The following is a 15,567-nucleotide window of genomic DNA, read 5'->3' as shown; positions in this document are numbered from 1 at the left end:
GACGCAGGTGCTCCCTCGGGCCGGCTCCCTAGGCTGGCTCCATGACCGACACGCAGGCCGCCCCGCCGCCGGCCGAGATCACGGCCGCCCTCCAGGCGCATACGACCCTCACCCTGGCCTACGCCGACGAGGACGGCCCGCAGGCGTGCGCCGTGCTCTACGCGGTCGCCGAGGGGCCCGTCCCCTCTCTTCTCTTCGTCACCTCCGCCACCACCCGTCACGGCCGCGCGCTCACCGCGGGCACCGGCACCACCGAAGGCGGCGCCCGCGTCGCCTTCACCGCACAGCACGACGGCCAGCAGTGGACCGAACTGACCGGTGTTCAGGGACGCGGCCACTGCCGCCCGCTGGAGGGCGAGGAGCGGGCGGCGGCCTGGCGCGCCTACAGCGCCCGCTTCCCCTACGTGGAGCGCGACGACCGGCTGCGCGCCGCGATGGAGCGCACCGCGCTGTGGCAACTGCGGCCCGACTGGCTGCGCCTGATCGACAACGGTCGCGGCTTCGGCCACAAAACCGAGTGGCCGCGCGCCGATTCGGCCTGAGGCAGATTCGGCCTGAAGCGGAGTCGTCCGGAGGCGGATTCCGCCTGATACGGATTCGGCCCGAACCCGATTCGGTCCGAAGCGGATTCGGCCGGAAAGCGACGGCGACGCTCCGAAATCGACGACAACGCTCCGTGTGCGATCAGCCCCGGGAGGGCGTCAACAGTCCCGCTTCCGTACAGATGATGGGAAAAGTAGGCACTCTTGCGGCGGGTACTGGCTGGTGCCCTGGCCGATCTCTCGTAGAGTCTTCGCGTGGGATCTCTGCGCAATCCGATCGGGCCGCTTCCCTCCTCCATCTATTGGCGGCGGAGGGCAGTTGCGCTTGGCCTGCTCGGCCTTCTCGTACTGCTGGTGTTGTGGCTGGTCGCCTTCGGAGGTGACGGCGGCTCCGAGGACGGGCAGAGCAAGGGCTCGGACGGAAAGGGCCGGACGGACACCACGATCACGCCCGGCCCCACCCCCTCCGGCCCGCACATCAGCCAACGCCCGGGCGGGCGTGGCGATTCGGGCAGCGGCGGCAGCGGCGGCGGCCCCGGGGGCCAGGCCGGCTCCGGCGGCGGCAACGGCGGCTCCGGCGGTACGGGCGCCGGTTCCGGCGGATCGGCCGGCGGCAGCGGTGGCGGCGGCTTCGGCGGAGGCGCCGGGATGCAGGTGACGGGCGAGGGCAGGACCGTCGCCGCGGGCACGAACCTGCCCGACTGCACGGCCGGCTCGGTGAAGCTGAGCATCCGTCCGGTCAAGGACACCTACAAGCCCGACGAGAAGCCCACGTTCGAACTGGTCGTCCAGAACTCCGGCAGCAGCGCCTGCAAGGTGAACTTCGGAGCGGCCGCGGCCCTGCTGAAGATCACCGACAGCAAGGGCGAGGAGCACGTGTGGGCGTCCGACGACTGCCCGCGCGGAAGCGGCGCCGTGCTCTTCGAGGTGCCGGGCTCGGGCGAGACCAAGCGCACGCTGGAGTGGGACCGCAGGCGCAGCGCCCCGCGCTGCGCGACGCCGTCCGGCAGTGCGGCGGCCGCGCCGGGGACGTACCGGGTCGAGGTGAAGGTCGCGGGCGTCACCGAACGGACGGAGTTCGTCCTGGAGAAGGCCTGAGGCGCTGCGCGCACAGCGCTACGGATATGGGTGAGGGCCCCGCTGAGGCGGGGCCCTCACCCATATACCGGAGAACTGATGGACGTACCGCTTAGACGTACCGCTCGAGGATCGAGGACTCCGCGAGCCGCGACAGCCCCTCGCGCACCGAGCGGGCGCGGGCCTCGCCGACGCCGTCGACCGTCTGCAGGTCGTCCACGCTGGCGGCGAGCAGCTTCTGCAGCCCGCCGAAGTGGTCCACGAGGCGCTCGATGATGGCGCCGGGCAGCCGGGGAACCTTCGCCAGCAGGCGGTAGCCGCGCGGGGAGACCGCCGAGTCCAGCGTCTCGGGGGAGCCGCTGTAGCCCAGGGCGCGGGCCACGATGGGCAGTTCGAGGAGCTCGGGGTGGGTGAGGGCGTCCAGCTCGGTCATGGCCTCGGCGACCGTGCGGGTGCGCTTGGCGGTCGGCTCGGGGACGTAGTCCCGTACGACCAGCTCGCGCTCGGGCTCGACGCCGGCGATCAGCTCCTCCAGCTGGAGGGAGAGCAGCCGGCCGTCGGTGCCCAGCTCGACGACGTACTCCGCGATCTCCGTGGCGATGCGGCGCACCAGCTCCAGCCGCTGCGAGACGGCCGTGACGTCCCGGACGGTGACCAGGTCCTCGATCTCCAGCGCGGAGAGGGTGCCGGCGACCTCGTCCAGGCGGAGCTTGTAGCGCTCGAGCGTGGCCAGCGCCTGGTTGGCGCGGGAGAGGATCGCGCCCGACTCCTCCAGGACGCGGCGCTCGCCGCCCACGTACAGCGCGATCAGCCGCATCGACTGGCTGACGGAGATGACGGGGAAGCCGGACTGGATGGAGGCACGCTGCGCCGTGCGGTGGCGGGTGCCGGTCTCCTCGGTGGGGATCGAGGCATCGGGGTAGAGCTGGACGCCCGCCCGCACGATCTTGCTGCAGTCCTTGTCGAGGATCAGCGCGCCGTCCAGCTTGCACAGCTCGCGCAGCCGGGTGGCGGTGAACTCCACGTCGAGGACGAAGCCGCCGGTGCACATCGCCTCGACGGTCTTGTCCATGCCGAGGACGATGAGTCCGCCCGTATTGCCGCGAAGGACCCGCTCCAGGCCGTCGCGGAGGGCCGTGCCGGGCGCGACGGCGCTCAGGGAGGAGCGCATCAGCCCGTCGCCACCGGAGGCGCCTCCGGCCTTGCCGGGGCCCGATGCCCGGTCGTTGGCTGCCACTGCACTCCTCCGGTCGCAAGGTCAACGGTGCCTTGGGCCGCCCGGCTGTCGCGTACGCGCCGTCGTACACGCCGTGCGCGTCGCGCGGGTCGTGTGCATCGGTGCGTACGTACGGGCGGGACCAGGGCAAAGTCTACTGGCGCCCAGCCTATTAGGGGGCTGTCCTCAGCTCTCCTCAGGCTGGGCTCCGGCCAATGCCTGGCGGCCGCGGCCCCGACCGCCCTCACGGCCCCTCTCACCGGAGGCCTCACCACGGCCTTCACCACGGCCTTCACCACGGCCTTCACCGCGGCCCTCGCCACGGCTTTCGCGGCGGGGTCTGCCGGGCAGCACCCGCAGGGCGTCGCCTATGTCCGAGACCTCCAGGACCCGCATGCCGCTGGGCACCTTGCCGGGGTCGCCCGGCACGAGGGCGTGGGTGAAGCCCAGCCGGGCCGCCTCGGCCAGCCGCCGCTGGACGCCGGTGACCCGCCGGACCTCTCCGGCCAGGCCCACCTCGCCGATGGCCACCAGGTTCTTCGGCAGCGGGGTGTCGCTGGCGGCGCTGGCGAGGGCGAGTGCGACGGCCAGGTCGGCGGCGGGCTCGGTGAGCCGCACGCCGCCGACCGTGGCGCTGTAGATGTCGCGCTTGCCCAGGGCGCTGATGCGGCCGCGCTGCTCGAGGACGGCGAGCATCATCGAGACCCGGGAGGTCTCCAGGCCCGAGGTGGTGCGGCGCGGGGAGGGGATCTGGGAGTCGACGGTCAGCGCCTGCACCTCGGCCACCAGCGGCCGGCGGCCCTCGAGGGTGACCGTCAGGCACGTGCCGGGCACGGGCTCGTCGCGGCGGGTCAGGAACAGGCCGCTGGGGTCGGCGAGGCCCGTGATGCCCTCGTCGTGCAGCTCGAAGCAGCCGACCTCGTCCGTGGCGCCGTAGCGGTTCTTCACGCCGCGCACCAGGCGCAGCCGGGCGTGCCGGTCGCCCTCGAAGGACAGCACGACGTCGACCAGGTGTTCCAGCAGGCGGGGGCCCGCGATCGCGCCGTCCTTGGTGACGTGGCCGACCAGGAGCGTGGCCATGCCGCGCTCCTTGGAGGCGCGGATGAGGGCGCCCGCCACCTCGCGCACCTGGGCCATGCCGCCGGGCGCGCCGTCGATCTCGGGGGAGGCCACGGTCTGGACGGAGTCCAGGATCAGCAGCGAGGGCTTGACCGAGTCGAGGTGGCCGAGGACGGCCGACAGGTCCGTCTCGGCGGCGAGGTAGAGGTGCTCGGAGAGGGCGCCGATGCGGTCGGCGCGCAGCCGGACCTGGCTCGCCGACTCCTCGCCCGTCACATAGAGGGTGCGGTGCTCTTCGGAGGCGGCCTTGGCCGCCACGTCCAGCAGCAGGGTCGACTTGCCGACGCCGGGCTCGCCCGCGAGCAGCACCACGGCGCCGGGCACCAGCCCGCCGCCCAGGACGCGGTCGAGCTCGGGCACGCCCGTGCCGCGCGCGGTGGCCTGACGGCCGTCGACCTGCGCGATGGGCACGGCCGCGGACGTCACCCGCCCCGCCGCGGTCGTACGGACGGCGGGCGCGCCGAACTCCTCGACCGTCCCCCAGGCCTGGCACTCGGGGCAGCGGCCGAGCCACTTGGCAGTGGTCCAGCCGCACTCGGTGCAGCGATAGGAGGGCCGGTCCTTGGCGGACGAGCGGGAGGTTCGGGCAGCCATGCGGACCACCGTAGCGGTGGGCACTGACAGCGCCGGGTCGTCGTCGTCCACCAGTACGTGCCGCATGCCGCTTTCGGGGCGGAATGGATGGCTCCTGTCCCCCTTTGAGGGAGAGAGTCACCCGTATGGGTTAAACCTGAGAGGGCAGGACGAACGAGGAGGCACCGCCCGCCTACCGTCGCCGGGATGATGACGCCCGAGCCCCCCACGCATGCCACCGGCGCGCACCGCGCATCCCGCCGTGCGCCGCGCGCGGCCCAGCCCCCGGTCGTCGAGAACCCCGCCGTCGGGACCGCGTTCTTCGGACGCCCGGCCCCTGCCCCCGTCTCCGCCCCAGCCCCTGAGCCGGCGGCCCCTCCGGCCGCCGAGGACGACACCCCCGACCAGGACGCCCCGGACCGCGACTCCCCTGAACAGCACGACTCCCGTGAACACCACGACGCCCCGGACCGGGCGACCTCCCCCGAGCACCGCTACGAACCCCACCTCGACGGCCTGTTCACCTACTGCCTGTCCGTCCTGTGCGACCACGACGCCGCCGTCGCCGCCCTCGGCGAGGTCCTGGCCCTCGCCGTGCGCCGCACCGACCGCGCCCCCGCCGCCGAGGAGACCCACCGCGCCTGGCTCTACGCCCTGGCCCGCTGGGAATGCCTGCGCCGCCTCGCCGCCCCCGGCGCGCCCCCCGCCGACCCCTCCTCCGCCACCGGCCCCCAGGCCCGCGCGGAACTGGCCCTGCTCGCCTGGCCCGAGGCCGCCGGCACCACCGCCGCCCAGCGCGAGGCGCTCGAACTGGCCGTACGCCACGGCCTCGCCCCCCACGAGGTCGCCGCCGTGCTGCGCATGGACCACGAGGCCGCGCGGGCCCTGCTGTCCAGCGCCGCCTGCGAGGTCGAGCGCACCCGCACCGCGCTCGCCGTCGTGGAGTCCGGCCGCTGCGCGACCGTCACGCGCTTCGTGGGCGACACGGAGGTGCTGCTGGGCGCGGCCCTCCGGCGCGAGCTGGTGCGCCACGTCGACGAGTGCGCCGACTGCCGGCGCACCGCCGAGCGGGCCACTGCCGGCGAGCCCTGGCCCGGCACCGCGGCGTCCTCCGCCCCCCTGCCCGTACTCGCGGCTCCCAGGGCCGCCGTGCACTCCGCGATGCTGCGCGCCCTGGGCCCGCGCCCCGCGCGCCGGCGCGGGGCCACGGCCCACGCCACCCCGCGCTTCGACCGCGGCGGCTTCCCGCTCGCCCCCAAGGACCGTGCCGCCCGCCGCGGCCGCCTGCGCAGCCGGGCGGTGACCACCACCGTCGTCGCAACGGTCGTCGCCGCGCCCGTCCTCGCGCTGTGGGCCGCCTACCGGGGCGGCCCGCTCGGGGAAGGACAGGGGGCAGCCTCGGTGTCCGCCCCCGACAGCCTGGGCGGCAGCCCGGACGAGAGCTCGTACGACCATCCGTTCGGATACGAGGAGGAGGCGGCGGCGGAATCGGCGCCGCCGACGGGACGGCCGGCGGTCCAGCGGCTGTCCGAGGTGTCGGTCGCCGTCCTGGGCACCGGGCCGGGGCGGCTGACCGTCGAGGCGCAGCCCGGCGGGGCCGCCACCCACATCACCCTCACGGCCAGCGGCGGTGAGCTGGTCAGCTGGTCCATGTCGGCGGACGCGCCGTGGCTGCGGCTGAGCCAGCCGGGCGGCGTGCTGCGGCCGGGACAGACGGTGACGGTCGTCGTGACCGTCGACCGCGCCCGGGAGCCCGCCAGGGCCTGGCGGGCGCGGGTGGCCATCGCGCCGGGCGGCTCGGTGGTCACGCTGGAGGGAAAGGGAGGCACCCTGCCGTGACGACGACGCCCGTCACCACGCGCCGTCGTCGAAGGAGCCCGGCCCCCGGAGCGGCCGGGTCACGGCCTCAGCGGGCGTCCGCCGGGTGGGGTGCCATCGGCAGGAGCGACGCCAGCCGCTCCTCGCACAGCTCCACCAGCCGCGCGTACGCCTTCTTGCCCATCAGCTCGATCAGCTCGGCCCGGTACGAGACGTACACCGGATCTCCGGCCCCGTGCGCGGACCGCGCGGACGTGCACCACCAGTGCAGGTCGTGGCCGCCGGGGCCCCAGCCGCGCCGGTCGTACTCACCGATCGTGATCTGCAGCACCTGCGTGTCGTCCGGCCGGTCGATCCAGTCGTACGTGCGGCGCACCGGCAGCTGCCAGCACACGTCCGGCTTGGTCTCCAGCGGCTCGCGGCCCTCCTTGAGGGCCAGGATGTGCAGCGAGCAGCCGGCGCCGCCCGCGAAACCGGGCCGGTTCTGGAAGATGCACGAGCCCTTCCAGCGCCGGGTCTGCCGCTCGCCGTCGTCCTCGTCGAGCTGCGTCCAGCCCGATTCCGTGCCGACGTCGTGGAACTGCCAGATGTCGGGCGTCAGCCGGGCCACGTGCCCCGCCACGCGCTTCTCGTCGTCCTCGTCCGAGAAGTGCGCCCCGAGGGTGCAGCAGCCGTCGTCGGCGCGGCCGGCCTTGATGCCCTGGCAGCCGCTGCCGAAGACGCAGCTCCAGCGGGAGGTGAGCCAGGTCATGTCGCAGCGGAAGATCTGCTCGTCGTCGGCCGGATCGGGGAACTCGACCCAGGCCCGGGCGAAATCCAGCCCGACCTCGTCCGGGGTCCCGACGGCGGCATCGGCGGCGACCGTCACGGTCTTGGGCGCCTTGCCGGCACCCTTTGTCTGCTTCTTGGAGGCCTTGTCCCGTGCTTTGTCCGGATTCGCCTTCTTCGTCTTCGCCACCCCTCAAGACTATGCGCCAGAAGTGGCAGCAGTAGCGTTCAGGCCATGAGACTCGGTGTCCTCGATGTGGGTTCGAATACGGTCCATCTCCTGGTGGTGGACGCGCACCCCGGTGCCCGCCCGCTGCCCGCCCACTCCCACAAGGCCGACCTGCGCCTGGCCGAACTGCTCGAGGACGGCGGCGCCATCAGCGACGCCGGGATAGACCGGCTCATCGCCGTGATCCACGAGGCCCTGCAGGCCGCCGAGGACAAGGGCGTCGAGGAAGTGCTGCCCTTCGCCACCTCCGCGATCCGCGAGGCCGCCAACGCGGACGCGCTGCTGGCCCGCGTCCAGCAGGAGACCGGCGTCACCCTGGCCGTCCTCACCGGCGCCGAGGAGGCCCGGCTCACCTTCCTCGCCGCCCGCCGCTGGTTCGGCTGGTCGGCCGGAAAGCTCCTTGTCCTCGACATCGGCGGCGGTTCCCTGGAGATCGCCTACGGCCTCGACGAGGACCCCGACGCCGCGGCCTCCCTCCCGCTCGGCGCCGGCCGCCTCACCGCCGGCTGGCTCCCCGGCGACCCGCCCGACCCCACGGACGTACGGGCCCTGCGCCGCCACGTCCGCGCGGAGATCGCCCGCACCGTCGGCGACTTCGCCCGCCACGGCACTCCCGACCACGTCGTCGCCACCTCCAAGACCTTCAAGCAGCTCGCCCGGATAGCCGGAGCCGCCCGCTCCGGCGACGGCCTGTACGTCCAGCGCACCCTCAGCCGCAAGGCGCTGGCGGACTGGGTGACCAAGCTGGCCGTCATGCCGTCCGCGCGCCGCGCCGCCCTCCCCGGCGTGTCGGAGGGACGAGCACAGCAGCTGCTCGCCGGCGCGCTCGTCGCCGAGGCGTCGATGGACCTGTTCGGGGTCGAGGAAGTGGAGATCTGCCCCTGGGCGCTGCGCGAGGGCGTCATCCTGCGCAGGCTGGACCACCTGCCGACGAACGGGGCCACCCCTGGGTGACGACGTCGTCGGCGGCGGGTGACGCGGCCGTCCGCGACGGGTGGCCCCGACAGGTGACACAGCCCGCACCCGGACCACCTGCCCGCCGCCGGAGGGGCGGGCATACGCTGTCCTTCGTGACAGAGCCAGTGGTGCGCATTCCGGATGCGAAGGTCGCGCTGTCAACGGCATCGGTGTACCCCGAGTCGACGGCGACGGCCTTCGAGATCGCCGCGCGCCTGGGCTACGACGGTGTCGAGGTCATGGTGTGGACCGACCCCGTCAGTCAGGACATCGCGGCGCTGCGCCGCCTGTCGGACTACCACCAGGTGCCCATCCTCGCGGTCCACGCCCCCTGCCTCCTGATCACTCAGCGGGTGTGGTCCACCGACCCGTGGGTCAAGCTCCAAAGAGCCCGCACGGCCGCCGAGAAGCTGGGCGCGAGCACGGTCGTCGTCCACCCGCCGTTCCGGTGGCAGCGCTCGTACGCGCGGGACTTCATCCGCGGCATCTGGCGGATGTCGGGCGAGACGGACGTCAGGTTCGCCGTCGAGAACATGTACCCCTGGCGCTACCGCGACCGCGAAATGCTCGCCTACGCGCCCGACTGGGACGTCACCAAGGACGACTACCGCCACTTCACCGTCGACCTCTCGCACACCTCGACCGCCCGCATCGACGCCCTGGAGATGGTCGACCGCATGGGCGACCGGCTCGCCCACATCCACCTGGCCGACGGCAACGGCTCCGCCAAGGACGAGCACCTCGTCCCCGGGCGCGGCAAGCAGCCCTGCGCCGAGCTGCTGGAGCGGCTCGCCGTCAGCGGCTTCGACGGGCACGTGGTGATCGAGGTCAACACCCGTCGCGCCATGTCCGCCGCCGAGCGCGAGGCCGACCTGGCGGAGGCCCTGGCCTTCACCCGCCTGCACCTCGCCTCCCCGACGGGCGTCCCGCGGTCATGACGGCCCGCACCGACCCGCCGCCCGCCCCCCGCCGGCGCGGCCGTCCCGCCCGTACGGACGCCGCCGGCCCCGGCGCGCGCGAGCGCATCCTCGCCGCCGCCCGCGCCGAGTTCGCCGAGCACGGCTACGACAAGGCCTCCATCCGCGGCATGGCCAAGGTCGCCGGGGTCGACCCCGCGCTGGTCCACCACTACTTCGGCCCGAAGGAGCAGATCTTCGCCGCCGCCGTGGAGGAGGCCGTCGCCCCCGCCCTCCGGGCCCCGGACGCCGTCGCCGAGGGGCCCGCCGAAGGGGCGGGGGAGCGGCTGGCCCGGTTCGTCCTGGGAGTGTGGGAGGACCCGGTCACCCGCGAGCCGCTGCTCGCGATCCTCCGCTCGGCGCTGGCCAACGACACCGCGGCCGGCGTCTTCCGCGACCTGATCAGCAGCAGGGTGATGATCCGCATCGCCGCCGAGCTCGGCGGCCCCGACGCCCGGCTGCGCTCCGAGCTGGCCGCCGCCCACCTGGTGGGGGTGTCCATGCTGCGGCACGTCATCAAGATCGAGCCGCTGGCCTCGGCCGACATCGAGCAGGTCATCGCGATGACGGCCCCGGTGGTGCAGCGCCACCTCATGGGCGGCTGAGCGCCCCGCCCCGCCCGGCCCGGCGCCCCGCCGTCCCACGGCGACGCCGTCTCGTATCCCGGAAACCCTGTCCGGATCCCGGATCACCGGCGTAGGCTCGAAAGACCCGTAAATCCCCAACCCGGAATCCCACGGTTCCAGGATTCGAGGAGTGGAGCAGGATGCCCGAGCTGAGGTCCCGCACTGTCACCCACGGCCGCAACATGGCGGGCGCCCGAGCCCTTCTGCGGGCCGCGGGCGTAGCGCGCGAGGACTTCGGCAAGCCGATCATCGCGGTGGCGAACAGCTTCACCGAATTCGTGCCCGGCCACACCCACCTCCAGCCGGTCGGCCGGATCGTCTCCGACGCGATCAAGGCGGCGGGCGGCATTCCGCGCGAGTTCAACACCATCGCGGTCGACGACGGCATCGCCATGGGCCACGCCGGCATGCTCTACTCGCTGCCCTCCCGAGACCTGATCGCCGACTCCGTCGAATACATGGTCGAGGCGCACTGCGCCGACGCGCTGATCTGCATCTCCAACTGCGACAAGATCACGCCCGGCATGCTCATGGCCGCGATGCGGCTGAACATCCCGGTCGTCTTCGTCTCCGGCGGCCCCATGGAGGCCGGCCAGGCCACCCTCGTCGACGGCACCGTCCGCAAGCTCGACCTGATCAACGCGATCGTCGACTCGGTCGACGAGAACGTCTCCGACGAGGACGTCCTGCGCATCGAGGAGAACGCCTGCCCCACCTGCGGCTCCTGTTCCGGCATGTTCACCGCCAACTCGATGAACTGCCTCACCGAGGCGATCGGCCTGTCCCTGCCCGGCAACGGCTCCGTCCTCGCCACCCACACCGCCCGCAAGGCGCTCTACGAGAACGCCGGCCGCACGGTCGTCGAGATCACCCGGCGGTACTACGAACAGGACGACGAGTCCGTCCTGCCGCGCAACATCGCCACCCGCGCCGCCTTCGAGAACGCCATGGCCCTCGACATCGCCATGGGCGGCTCCACCAACACGATCCTGCACCTGCTCGCCGCCGCCCAGGAGGCGGGCCTCGACTACGACCTCACGGACATCGACGCCGTCTCGCGCCGCGTCCCGTGCCTGGCCAAGGTCGCCCCGAACGTCGCCCCCGGCGGCACGTACTACATGGAGGACGTGCACCGCGCCGGCGGCATCCCCGCCATCCTCGGCGAGCTCTACCGCGGCGGGCTGCTCAACGAGGACGTCCACACCGTCCACTCCGCCTCGCTCGCCGACTGGCTCAAGACCTGGGACGTGCGCGGAGGCTCCCCCTCCGCCGAGTCCGTCGAGCTCTGGCACGCCGCCCCCGGCTGCGTGCGCTCCGCCACCGCCTTCTCGCAGTCCGAGCGCTGGGAGACCCTCGACGTGGACGCCGCCGGCGGCTGCATCCGCTCGGTCGAGCACGCCTACTCCAAGGACGGCGGGCTCGCCGTCCTGCGCGGCAACCTCGCCGTCGACGGCTGCGTGGTGAAGACGGCCGGCGTCGACGAGTCGATCTGGACGTTCGAGGGCCCGGCCGTCGTCTGCGAGTCGCAGGAGGAGGCGGTGGACAAGATCCTCACCAAGTCCGTCAAGGAGGGCGACGTCGTCGTCATCCGCTACGAGGGCCCGCGCGGCGGCCCCGGCATGCAGGAGATGCTCTACCCGACCTCGTTCCTCAAGGGCCGCGGCCTGGGCAAGGCCTGCGCCCTGGTCACCGACGGCCGCTTCTCCGGCGGTACGTCAGGCCTGTCGATCGGCCACGCCTCGCCCGAGGCCGCGTCCGGCGGCACCATCGCGCTCGTCGAGAACGGCGACCGCATCCGCATCGACATCCCGAACCGGTCGATCGAACTGCTGGTGTCCGACGCCGAGCTGACGGCCCGCCGGGAGGCCCTCGGCGGCACGTACGCCCCGAAGGACCGCGAGCGCAAGGTCTCGGCGGCGCTCAAGGCGTACGCGGCCATGGCGACCAGCGCCGACAAGGGCGCGGTGAGGGACGTCGGCAAGCTGGGCTAGCCGGCCCCCGGCCCCGGACGGCGCTCTACCGCCACCTGGACGGGTTCCGCCCGTCCACCGCGAACACGGTCCCGTCCGGTGCCGCCCCGAAGACCTTGCCGTCGGCCGTCACCGGCGCCGGCATCATCTCGAGGAAGCCCCGCCCGGCCCTGGCCAGGCGGGGCGACGTCGTTCCGAGCAGCGCGCCCTTCGCCGTGTCCACGGCCAGCAGCCGCCCGTCGGCGGCGGAGAAGTACAGCCGGCCCTCCGCCGCGACGAGCGCCGACGCGTTCGCCACCGACGTGTCCAGCCGCCAGTCCGTCACGCCCCGGCCCGTGTGCAGCGCGGTCAGGCCGCCGTCGGACGACAGCACGTACACCGATTCGCCGTACGGGACCGCACTCGTCGCCTCGAGCGGAGTCGACAGCGGAATCCGCCGCTCCCGCCCGATGCCCGGGGCGTACCGGACGACGGCCGCCACCCGCGTACGGGAATCGCTCGCCGTGAGATAGAGGATGCCCCCCGGCCCGGTGCCCACGGCCGTCAGGGCGCCGTCCGCCGTCCACTGCCACGACGTCGTGCCCCGCGCGGCGTCCATGGCGACCACGGTCGTGCGCCGGCCGTCGGCGGACGGCGCGAGCGCGTACGCGGGGCCGCTGCCGTAGAAGGAGAAGACCGGCTTGATGCCGCCGGGCAGCCCGTGCCGCCAGAGCTCCCGGTTCGAGCCGCCGTCGACGGCGGTGACCGTGCCGTCCGCGGCGACCAGCAGCACGGTGTCACCCGCGTGATAGACCCGGCCCCCGTACGAGGACACGTCCCGCGTCCAGCGCGGATCGCCGGTCGCCGGATCGAGCGCGACCAGCTCGCGCTTGTCGGGCGACAGCGCGTGCACCAGCCCGCCGGACACCACGGGCGCACTCGGCGTGCCGCCGCCGGCCCGCGCGGCCTCGCCCGGCCGCCGCCAGGCCACCTTGCCGGTGGCGGCATCGATCCGGGCCGCGTGCACCCCGCGCGCGGAGCAGTAGAGCGCGCCCCCCGTGTGCGTACAGAAGCCGGCGCGCACCTCGCCCTTGCCCGCCGCGTCCTCGGGCACGGACGTCTCCCACGGCTTCCACGACGCCCCGGCGGGGGCGGGCCGCGCGTGCGACGGCTGCCGGCCCAGGCCGTCGATCTCGTTCAGCGCCCACGCGCCGCCCGCCCCCAGCGCCACCACGACAGCGGCGGCGAGGGCGAGCCAGCGGACACGGCGGCGGCGGGGCTTGTCGATGTCCTTGTCCCCGTCGGACCCCGGCCGCGCAGGCGGCCCGTCCGTCCTCCTGGCGGCCGCCGGGATGGCCTCCGCGGCCTCCGCGGTCCTGGCCTCGCCGCCGCCGGCCTCGGACACCGCCGGCAGCATGGCCATGATCGCGTCCGGGGTCGGCCGGTCGGCCGGCTCCTTCGCCAGGCAGGCACGGATCAGCGGGACGAGATCGGCTGGCACCCCCGTCAGGTCCGGCTCGTCGTGCACCACCTGGTAGGCGACGATGTACGGACTCTCCGACTCGAACGGCCCCCGCCCCGTCGCCGCGTGCACCAGCAACGACGCCAGCGCGAACACGTCCGCCGCCGGCCCCACCTCGCGCGGCCGCTGGAACTGCTCCGGCGCCATGAACGGCGGCGTGCCGATCAGCTTGCCCGTCTCGGTGCGCAGCTCACTGTCATACGGACGCGAAATGCCGAAGTCGATGACCTTCGGCCCGTCCTCGGCGAGCAGCACATTGCTGGGCTTGAGGTCCCGGTGCACCAGACCCGCACGATGAATGTCGCGCAACGCCTCCGCGAGCCCGGCCGCCAGCCGTCGCACCTCGCCGGGACGCAGCGGGCCGTTCCGCTTCACGCGCTCGGAGAGGGTGGGCCCGGGCACGTAGAGGGTGGCCATCCAGGGCCGCTCGCTGTCCGGGTCGGCATCGACCACCGACGCGGTGAACGCCCCGCTGACCCGCCGCGCCGCCGCGACCTCCTGCCGGAAACGCGCCCTGAACTCCGGGTCCACCGCGTACTCGGCATGTACGACCTTCACCGCGAGCCGCAGCCCCGAGGCCGAGCGCGCCAGGTGCACCACGCCCATGCCACCGGAGCCGAGGCGCCGCTCGAGGCGGTACTGACCCGCATACTCCGGATCGTCCGCTTGCGGTCCCGTCCCGGTCCCGCGCAGTGGCGGCATGCCCCCACCCCCGTGTCACCCGTGCGTGTCACCCGTGTCATTTGGCCGCATTCGGCGGCTTGCGGAGCCTAAACGATGTGGCAGGTGGGAACCGGGAGGCGTGCCGGTGGCGTTACTAGGCCTGCACATGTCATCCACTCCACGGGGGGACAACCAGATGGCCTACTACCCGCTCGCGCCCGGTCACCAGGTCAACGTCCGCCGGGGCCCCAGCACCGACAGCGAACTCGTCAAGGTGCTCCCTCAGGGCTCCAGCGTTCCCATCCGCTGCCAGACCCGGGGCGAGACGGTCTCCGGCCCCTGCGGCACCACCGACGTCTGGGACTGCATCGCGCCCGGACAGTACGTGTCCGACGCCTACGTGAAGACGGGCAGCACCGGCTACGTGGCCGAACGCTGCGCGGGCTGACGACGGGACCGAGCGTTCGCGGGCCGGCGGGGGGCGGCGACGGGGGGCGGGGGAGGCCGGGCCCGGGGACGGCGCCCTGGCCATAATCGGCGTATGAGCGATGAGCACGCGCCGGCCGACGGCACGGCAGGCCCCCGCCCCGAACCGATCCGCTTCTTCGGCACCACGTGGGTCGAACACGACGGCGGCTACGCCCTGCGCCGGGCCGGCCTCGTGGCCGGCTCCCTGGTCGCGGCGGTGGTCGGCGCCTACGTCCTGCGCCTCGGCTACGAGGGCCTCGTCATCGCCGAGGTGGGCGGCGTCATCAACGCCATGGTCGTCGTCGCCTTCGCCGTGTGCAGCGCGCTGGCCTTCCGCAGGACATGGGAAGGCTTCGTACGACGCCGCCCGGACACGGCGGCGGACGCGGCGACCGAGCGGTCGATGCAGAGCCTGATGATGATCGGCTTCATCGGCACCCTCCTCGCCTACTTCTTCCGGGGACTCGTCGAGGCCCCGGGCGAGAAGCTCCACCGCGAGGAGTACGAGCAGGCCCGCACCCGCTACGACCGCCGCCGCTCGACCCGCACGGGCAACCCGGCGGCGAGGGCGACGAAGCGGCGGCGCAAGCACCCCTGAACGTCGTGTAGAGTTCTCCGAGTTGCCAGGCGGCAACGACCTCCACTACTTGCACGGCCCCTGAACGGGATGAATTCCGGCGTGCCCGGAATTCGGAACGGGATGGCTCGGGACTCCGATTAGGAGCCGCCGGGAAAATCCGCTAAAGTAGTGATCACGCCGGAAGGCGCGAAACACCCCGCTCCAACAGGGGGCCGGAAACGGAATTCAGACCGGAAACGGACTGGAAAACGGATCTGGTAAGGTTGGAAACAACGAAGGGAAGCGCCCGGAGGAAAGCCCGAGAGGGTGAGTACAAAGAAAGCGTCCGTTCCTTGAGAACTCAACAGCGTGCCAAAAGTCAACGCCAGATATGTTGACACCCCGTCCATCTCGATGGATGAGGTTCCTTTAAAAGTCCTGCCGGATCCGATTACGGGTCGGGTAGGCACACACAGCGAGGACGCTGTGAACGACCGGGCCTATTCCGCCTGGTTGTTCCGCTCT

13 protein-coding genes are annotated in these 15,567 nt (G+C 73.2%); 9 read left to right on the top strand and 4 right to left on the bottom strand.

The window, feature by feature from the left end:
- Positions 1 to 41 precede the first annotated feature (41 nt).
- Positions 42 to 542: a pyridoxamine 5'-phosphate oxidase family protein gene (locus tag IE295_RS31285; RefSeq protein WP_190067174.1), complete on the top strand. Its 501-nt coding sequence runs from the start codon at positions 42 to 44 to the stop codon at positions 540 to 542.
- 255 nt (positions 543 to 797) lie between these two features.
- A complete protein-coding gene (locus IE295_RS31280) occupies positions 798 to 1,640 on the top strand; it encodes a hypothetical protein (protein WP_190067173.1) in 843 nt (280 codons plus the stop codon).
- Positions 1,641 to 1,731: 91 nt separating this feature from the next.
- Here the strand turns inward: IE295_RS31280 and disA are convergent, their stop codons facing one another.
- Entirely contained in the window at positions 1,732 to 2,856 is a 1,125-nt protein-coding gene (gene disA, locus IE295_RS31275) for a DNA integrity scanning diadenylate cyclase DisA (RefSeq protein WP_190067172.1), read from the bottom strand.
- Positions 2,857 to 3,021: 165 nt separating this feature from the next.
- The gene (gene radA, locus IE295_RS31270; protein WP_190067171.1) at positions 3,022 to 4,548 is read right to left on the bottom strand and encodes a DNA repair protein RadA; all 1,527 of its coding nucleotides are present in this window, start codon (positions 4,546 to 4,548) and stop codon (positions 3,022 to 3,024) included.
- A gap of 186 nt (positions 4,549 to 4,734) precedes the next feature.
- Here radA and IE295_RS31265 point away from each other — a divergent pair, with 186 nt between their 5' ends.
- Entirely contained in the window at positions 4,735 to 6,366 is a 1,632-nt protein-coding gene (locus IE295_RS31265) for a BACON domain-containing protein (protein ID WP_190067170.1), read from the top strand.
- A 67-nt stretch (positions 6,367 to 6,433) separates the two neighbouring features.
- Here IE295_RS31265 and IE295_RS31260 read toward each other — a convergent pair whose 3' ends face one another.
- On the bottom strand, positions 6,434 to 7,303 hold the full coding sequence (locus tag IE295_RS31260; protein WP_190067169.1) for a DUF3109 family protein: 870 nt from the start codon (positions 7,301 to 7,303) through the stop codon (positions 6,434 to 6,436).
- A 45-nt stretch (positions 7,304 to 7,348) separates the two neighbouring features.
- Between IE295_RS31260 and IE295_RS31255 the strand changes: the two genes are divergently transcribed.
- The 4 genes from IE295_RS31255 (at position 7,349) to ilvD (ending at position 11,872) form a co-directional block, all read left to right on the top strand.
- A complete protein-coding gene (locus IE295_RS31255) occupies positions 7,349 to 8,296 on the top strand; it encodes a Ppx/GppA family phosphatase (protein WP_190067168.1) in 948 nt (315 codons plus the stop codon).
- Between the two features lie 116 nt (positions 8,297 to 8,412).
- Positions 8,413 to 9,237: a sugar phosphate isomerase/epimerase family protein gene (locus IE295_RS31250; RefSeq protein ID WP_190067167.1), complete on the top strand. Its 825-nt coding sequence runs from the start codon at positions 8,413 to 8,415 to the stop codon at positions 9,235 to 9,237.
- Positions 9,234 to 9,860, top strand: a complete 627-nt coding sequence (locus tag IE295_RS31245; protein WP_190067166.1) for a TetR/AcrR family transcriptional regulator — start codon at positions 9,234 to 9,236, stop codon at positions 9,858 to 9,860. Before IE295_RS31250 ends, IE295_RS31245 begins: the two co-directional genes overlap by 4 nt.
- A gap of 161 nt (positions 9,861 to 10,021) precedes the next feature.
- On the top strand, positions 10,022 to 11,872 hold the full coding sequence (ilvD, locus tag IE295_RS31240) for a dihydroxy-acid dehydratase (RefSeq protein ID WP_190067165.1): 1,851 nt from the start codon (positions 10,022 to 10,024) through the stop codon (positions 11,870 to 11,872).
- Positions 11,873 to 11,897: 25 nt separating this feature from the next.
- On the opposite strand, the gene IE295_RS31235 is transcribed toward ilvD, so the two are convergent.
- Positions 11,898 to 14,054: a serine/threonine-protein kinase gene (locus IE295_RS31235; RefSeq protein ID WP_190067164.1), complete on the bottom strand. Its 2,157-nt coding sequence runs from the start codon at positions 14,052 to 14,054 to the stop codon at positions 11,898 to 11,900.
- A gap of 127 nt (positions 14,055 to 14,181) precedes the next feature.
- Here IE295_RS31235 and IE295_RS31230 point away from each other — a divergent pair, with 127 nt between their 5' ends.
- Positions 14,182 to 14,463: an SH3 domain-containing protein gene (locus tag IE295_RS31230; protein ID WP_224323583.1), complete on the top strand. Its 282-nt coding sequence runs from the start codon at positions 14,182 to 14,184 to the stop codon at positions 14,461 to 14,463.
- A gap of 93 nt (positions 14,464 to 14,556) precedes the next feature.
- On the top strand, positions 14,557 to 15,081 hold the full coding sequence (locus IE295_RS31225; protein WP_190067163.1) for a hypothetical protein: 525 nt from the start codon (positions 14,557 to 14,559) through the stop codon (positions 15,079 to 15,081).
- Positions 15,082 to 15,567: the final 486 nt, after the last annotated feature.

Origin of the sequence: Streptomyces griseocarneus (assembly GCF_014655595.1) — a bacterium.
Lineage (GTDB): Bacteria > Actinomycetota > Actinomycetes > Streptomycetales > Streptomycetaceae > Streptomyces > Streptomyces griseocarneus.
Note: the sequence above shows the minus strand (reverse complement) of the source record. Positions and strands in the feature narration are given on the sequence as shown.

What these genes read in the sequence shown, in the direction of transcription:
- IE295_RS31285 (WP_190067174.1), top strand. Translation starts at nt 42, where the DNA reads ATGACCGACACGCAGGCCGCCCCGCCGCCGGCCGAGATCACGGCCGCC.
- radA (WP_190067171.1), bottom strand. Translation starts at nt 4,548, where the DNA reads ATGGCTGCCCGAACCTCCCGCTCGTCCGCCAAGGACCGGCCCTCCTAT.
- IE295_RS31265 (WP_190067170.1), top strand. Translation starts at nt 4,735, where the DNA reads ATGATGACGCCCGAGCCCCCCACGCATGCCACCGGCGCGCACCGCGCA.
- IE295_RS31255 (WP_190067168.1), top strand. Translation starts at nt 7,349, where the DNA reads ATGAGACTCGGTGTCCTCGATGTGGGTTCGAATACGGTCCATCTCCTG.
- IE295_RS31245 (WP_190067166.1), top strand. Translation starts at nt 9,234, where the DNA reads ATGACGGCCCGCACCGACCCGCCGCCCGCCCCCCGCCGGCGCGGCCGT.
- ilvD (WP_190067165.1), top strand. Translation starts at nt 10,022, where the DNA reads ATGCCCGAGCTGAGGTCCCGCACTGTCACCCACGGCCGCAACATGGCG.
- IE295_RS31235 (WP_190067164.1), bottom strand. Translation starts at nt 14,054, where the DNA reads ATGCCGCCACTGCGCGGGACCGGGACGGGACCGCAAGCGGACGATCCG.
- IE295_RS31230 (WP_224323583.1), top strand. Translation starts at nt 14,182, where the DNA reads ATGTCATCCACTCCACGGGGGGACAACCAGATGGCCTACTACCCGCTC.
- IE295_RS31225 (WP_190067163.1), top strand. Translation starts at nt 14,557, where the DNA reads ATGAGCGATGAGCACGCGCCGGCCGACGGCACGGCAGGCCCCCGCCCC.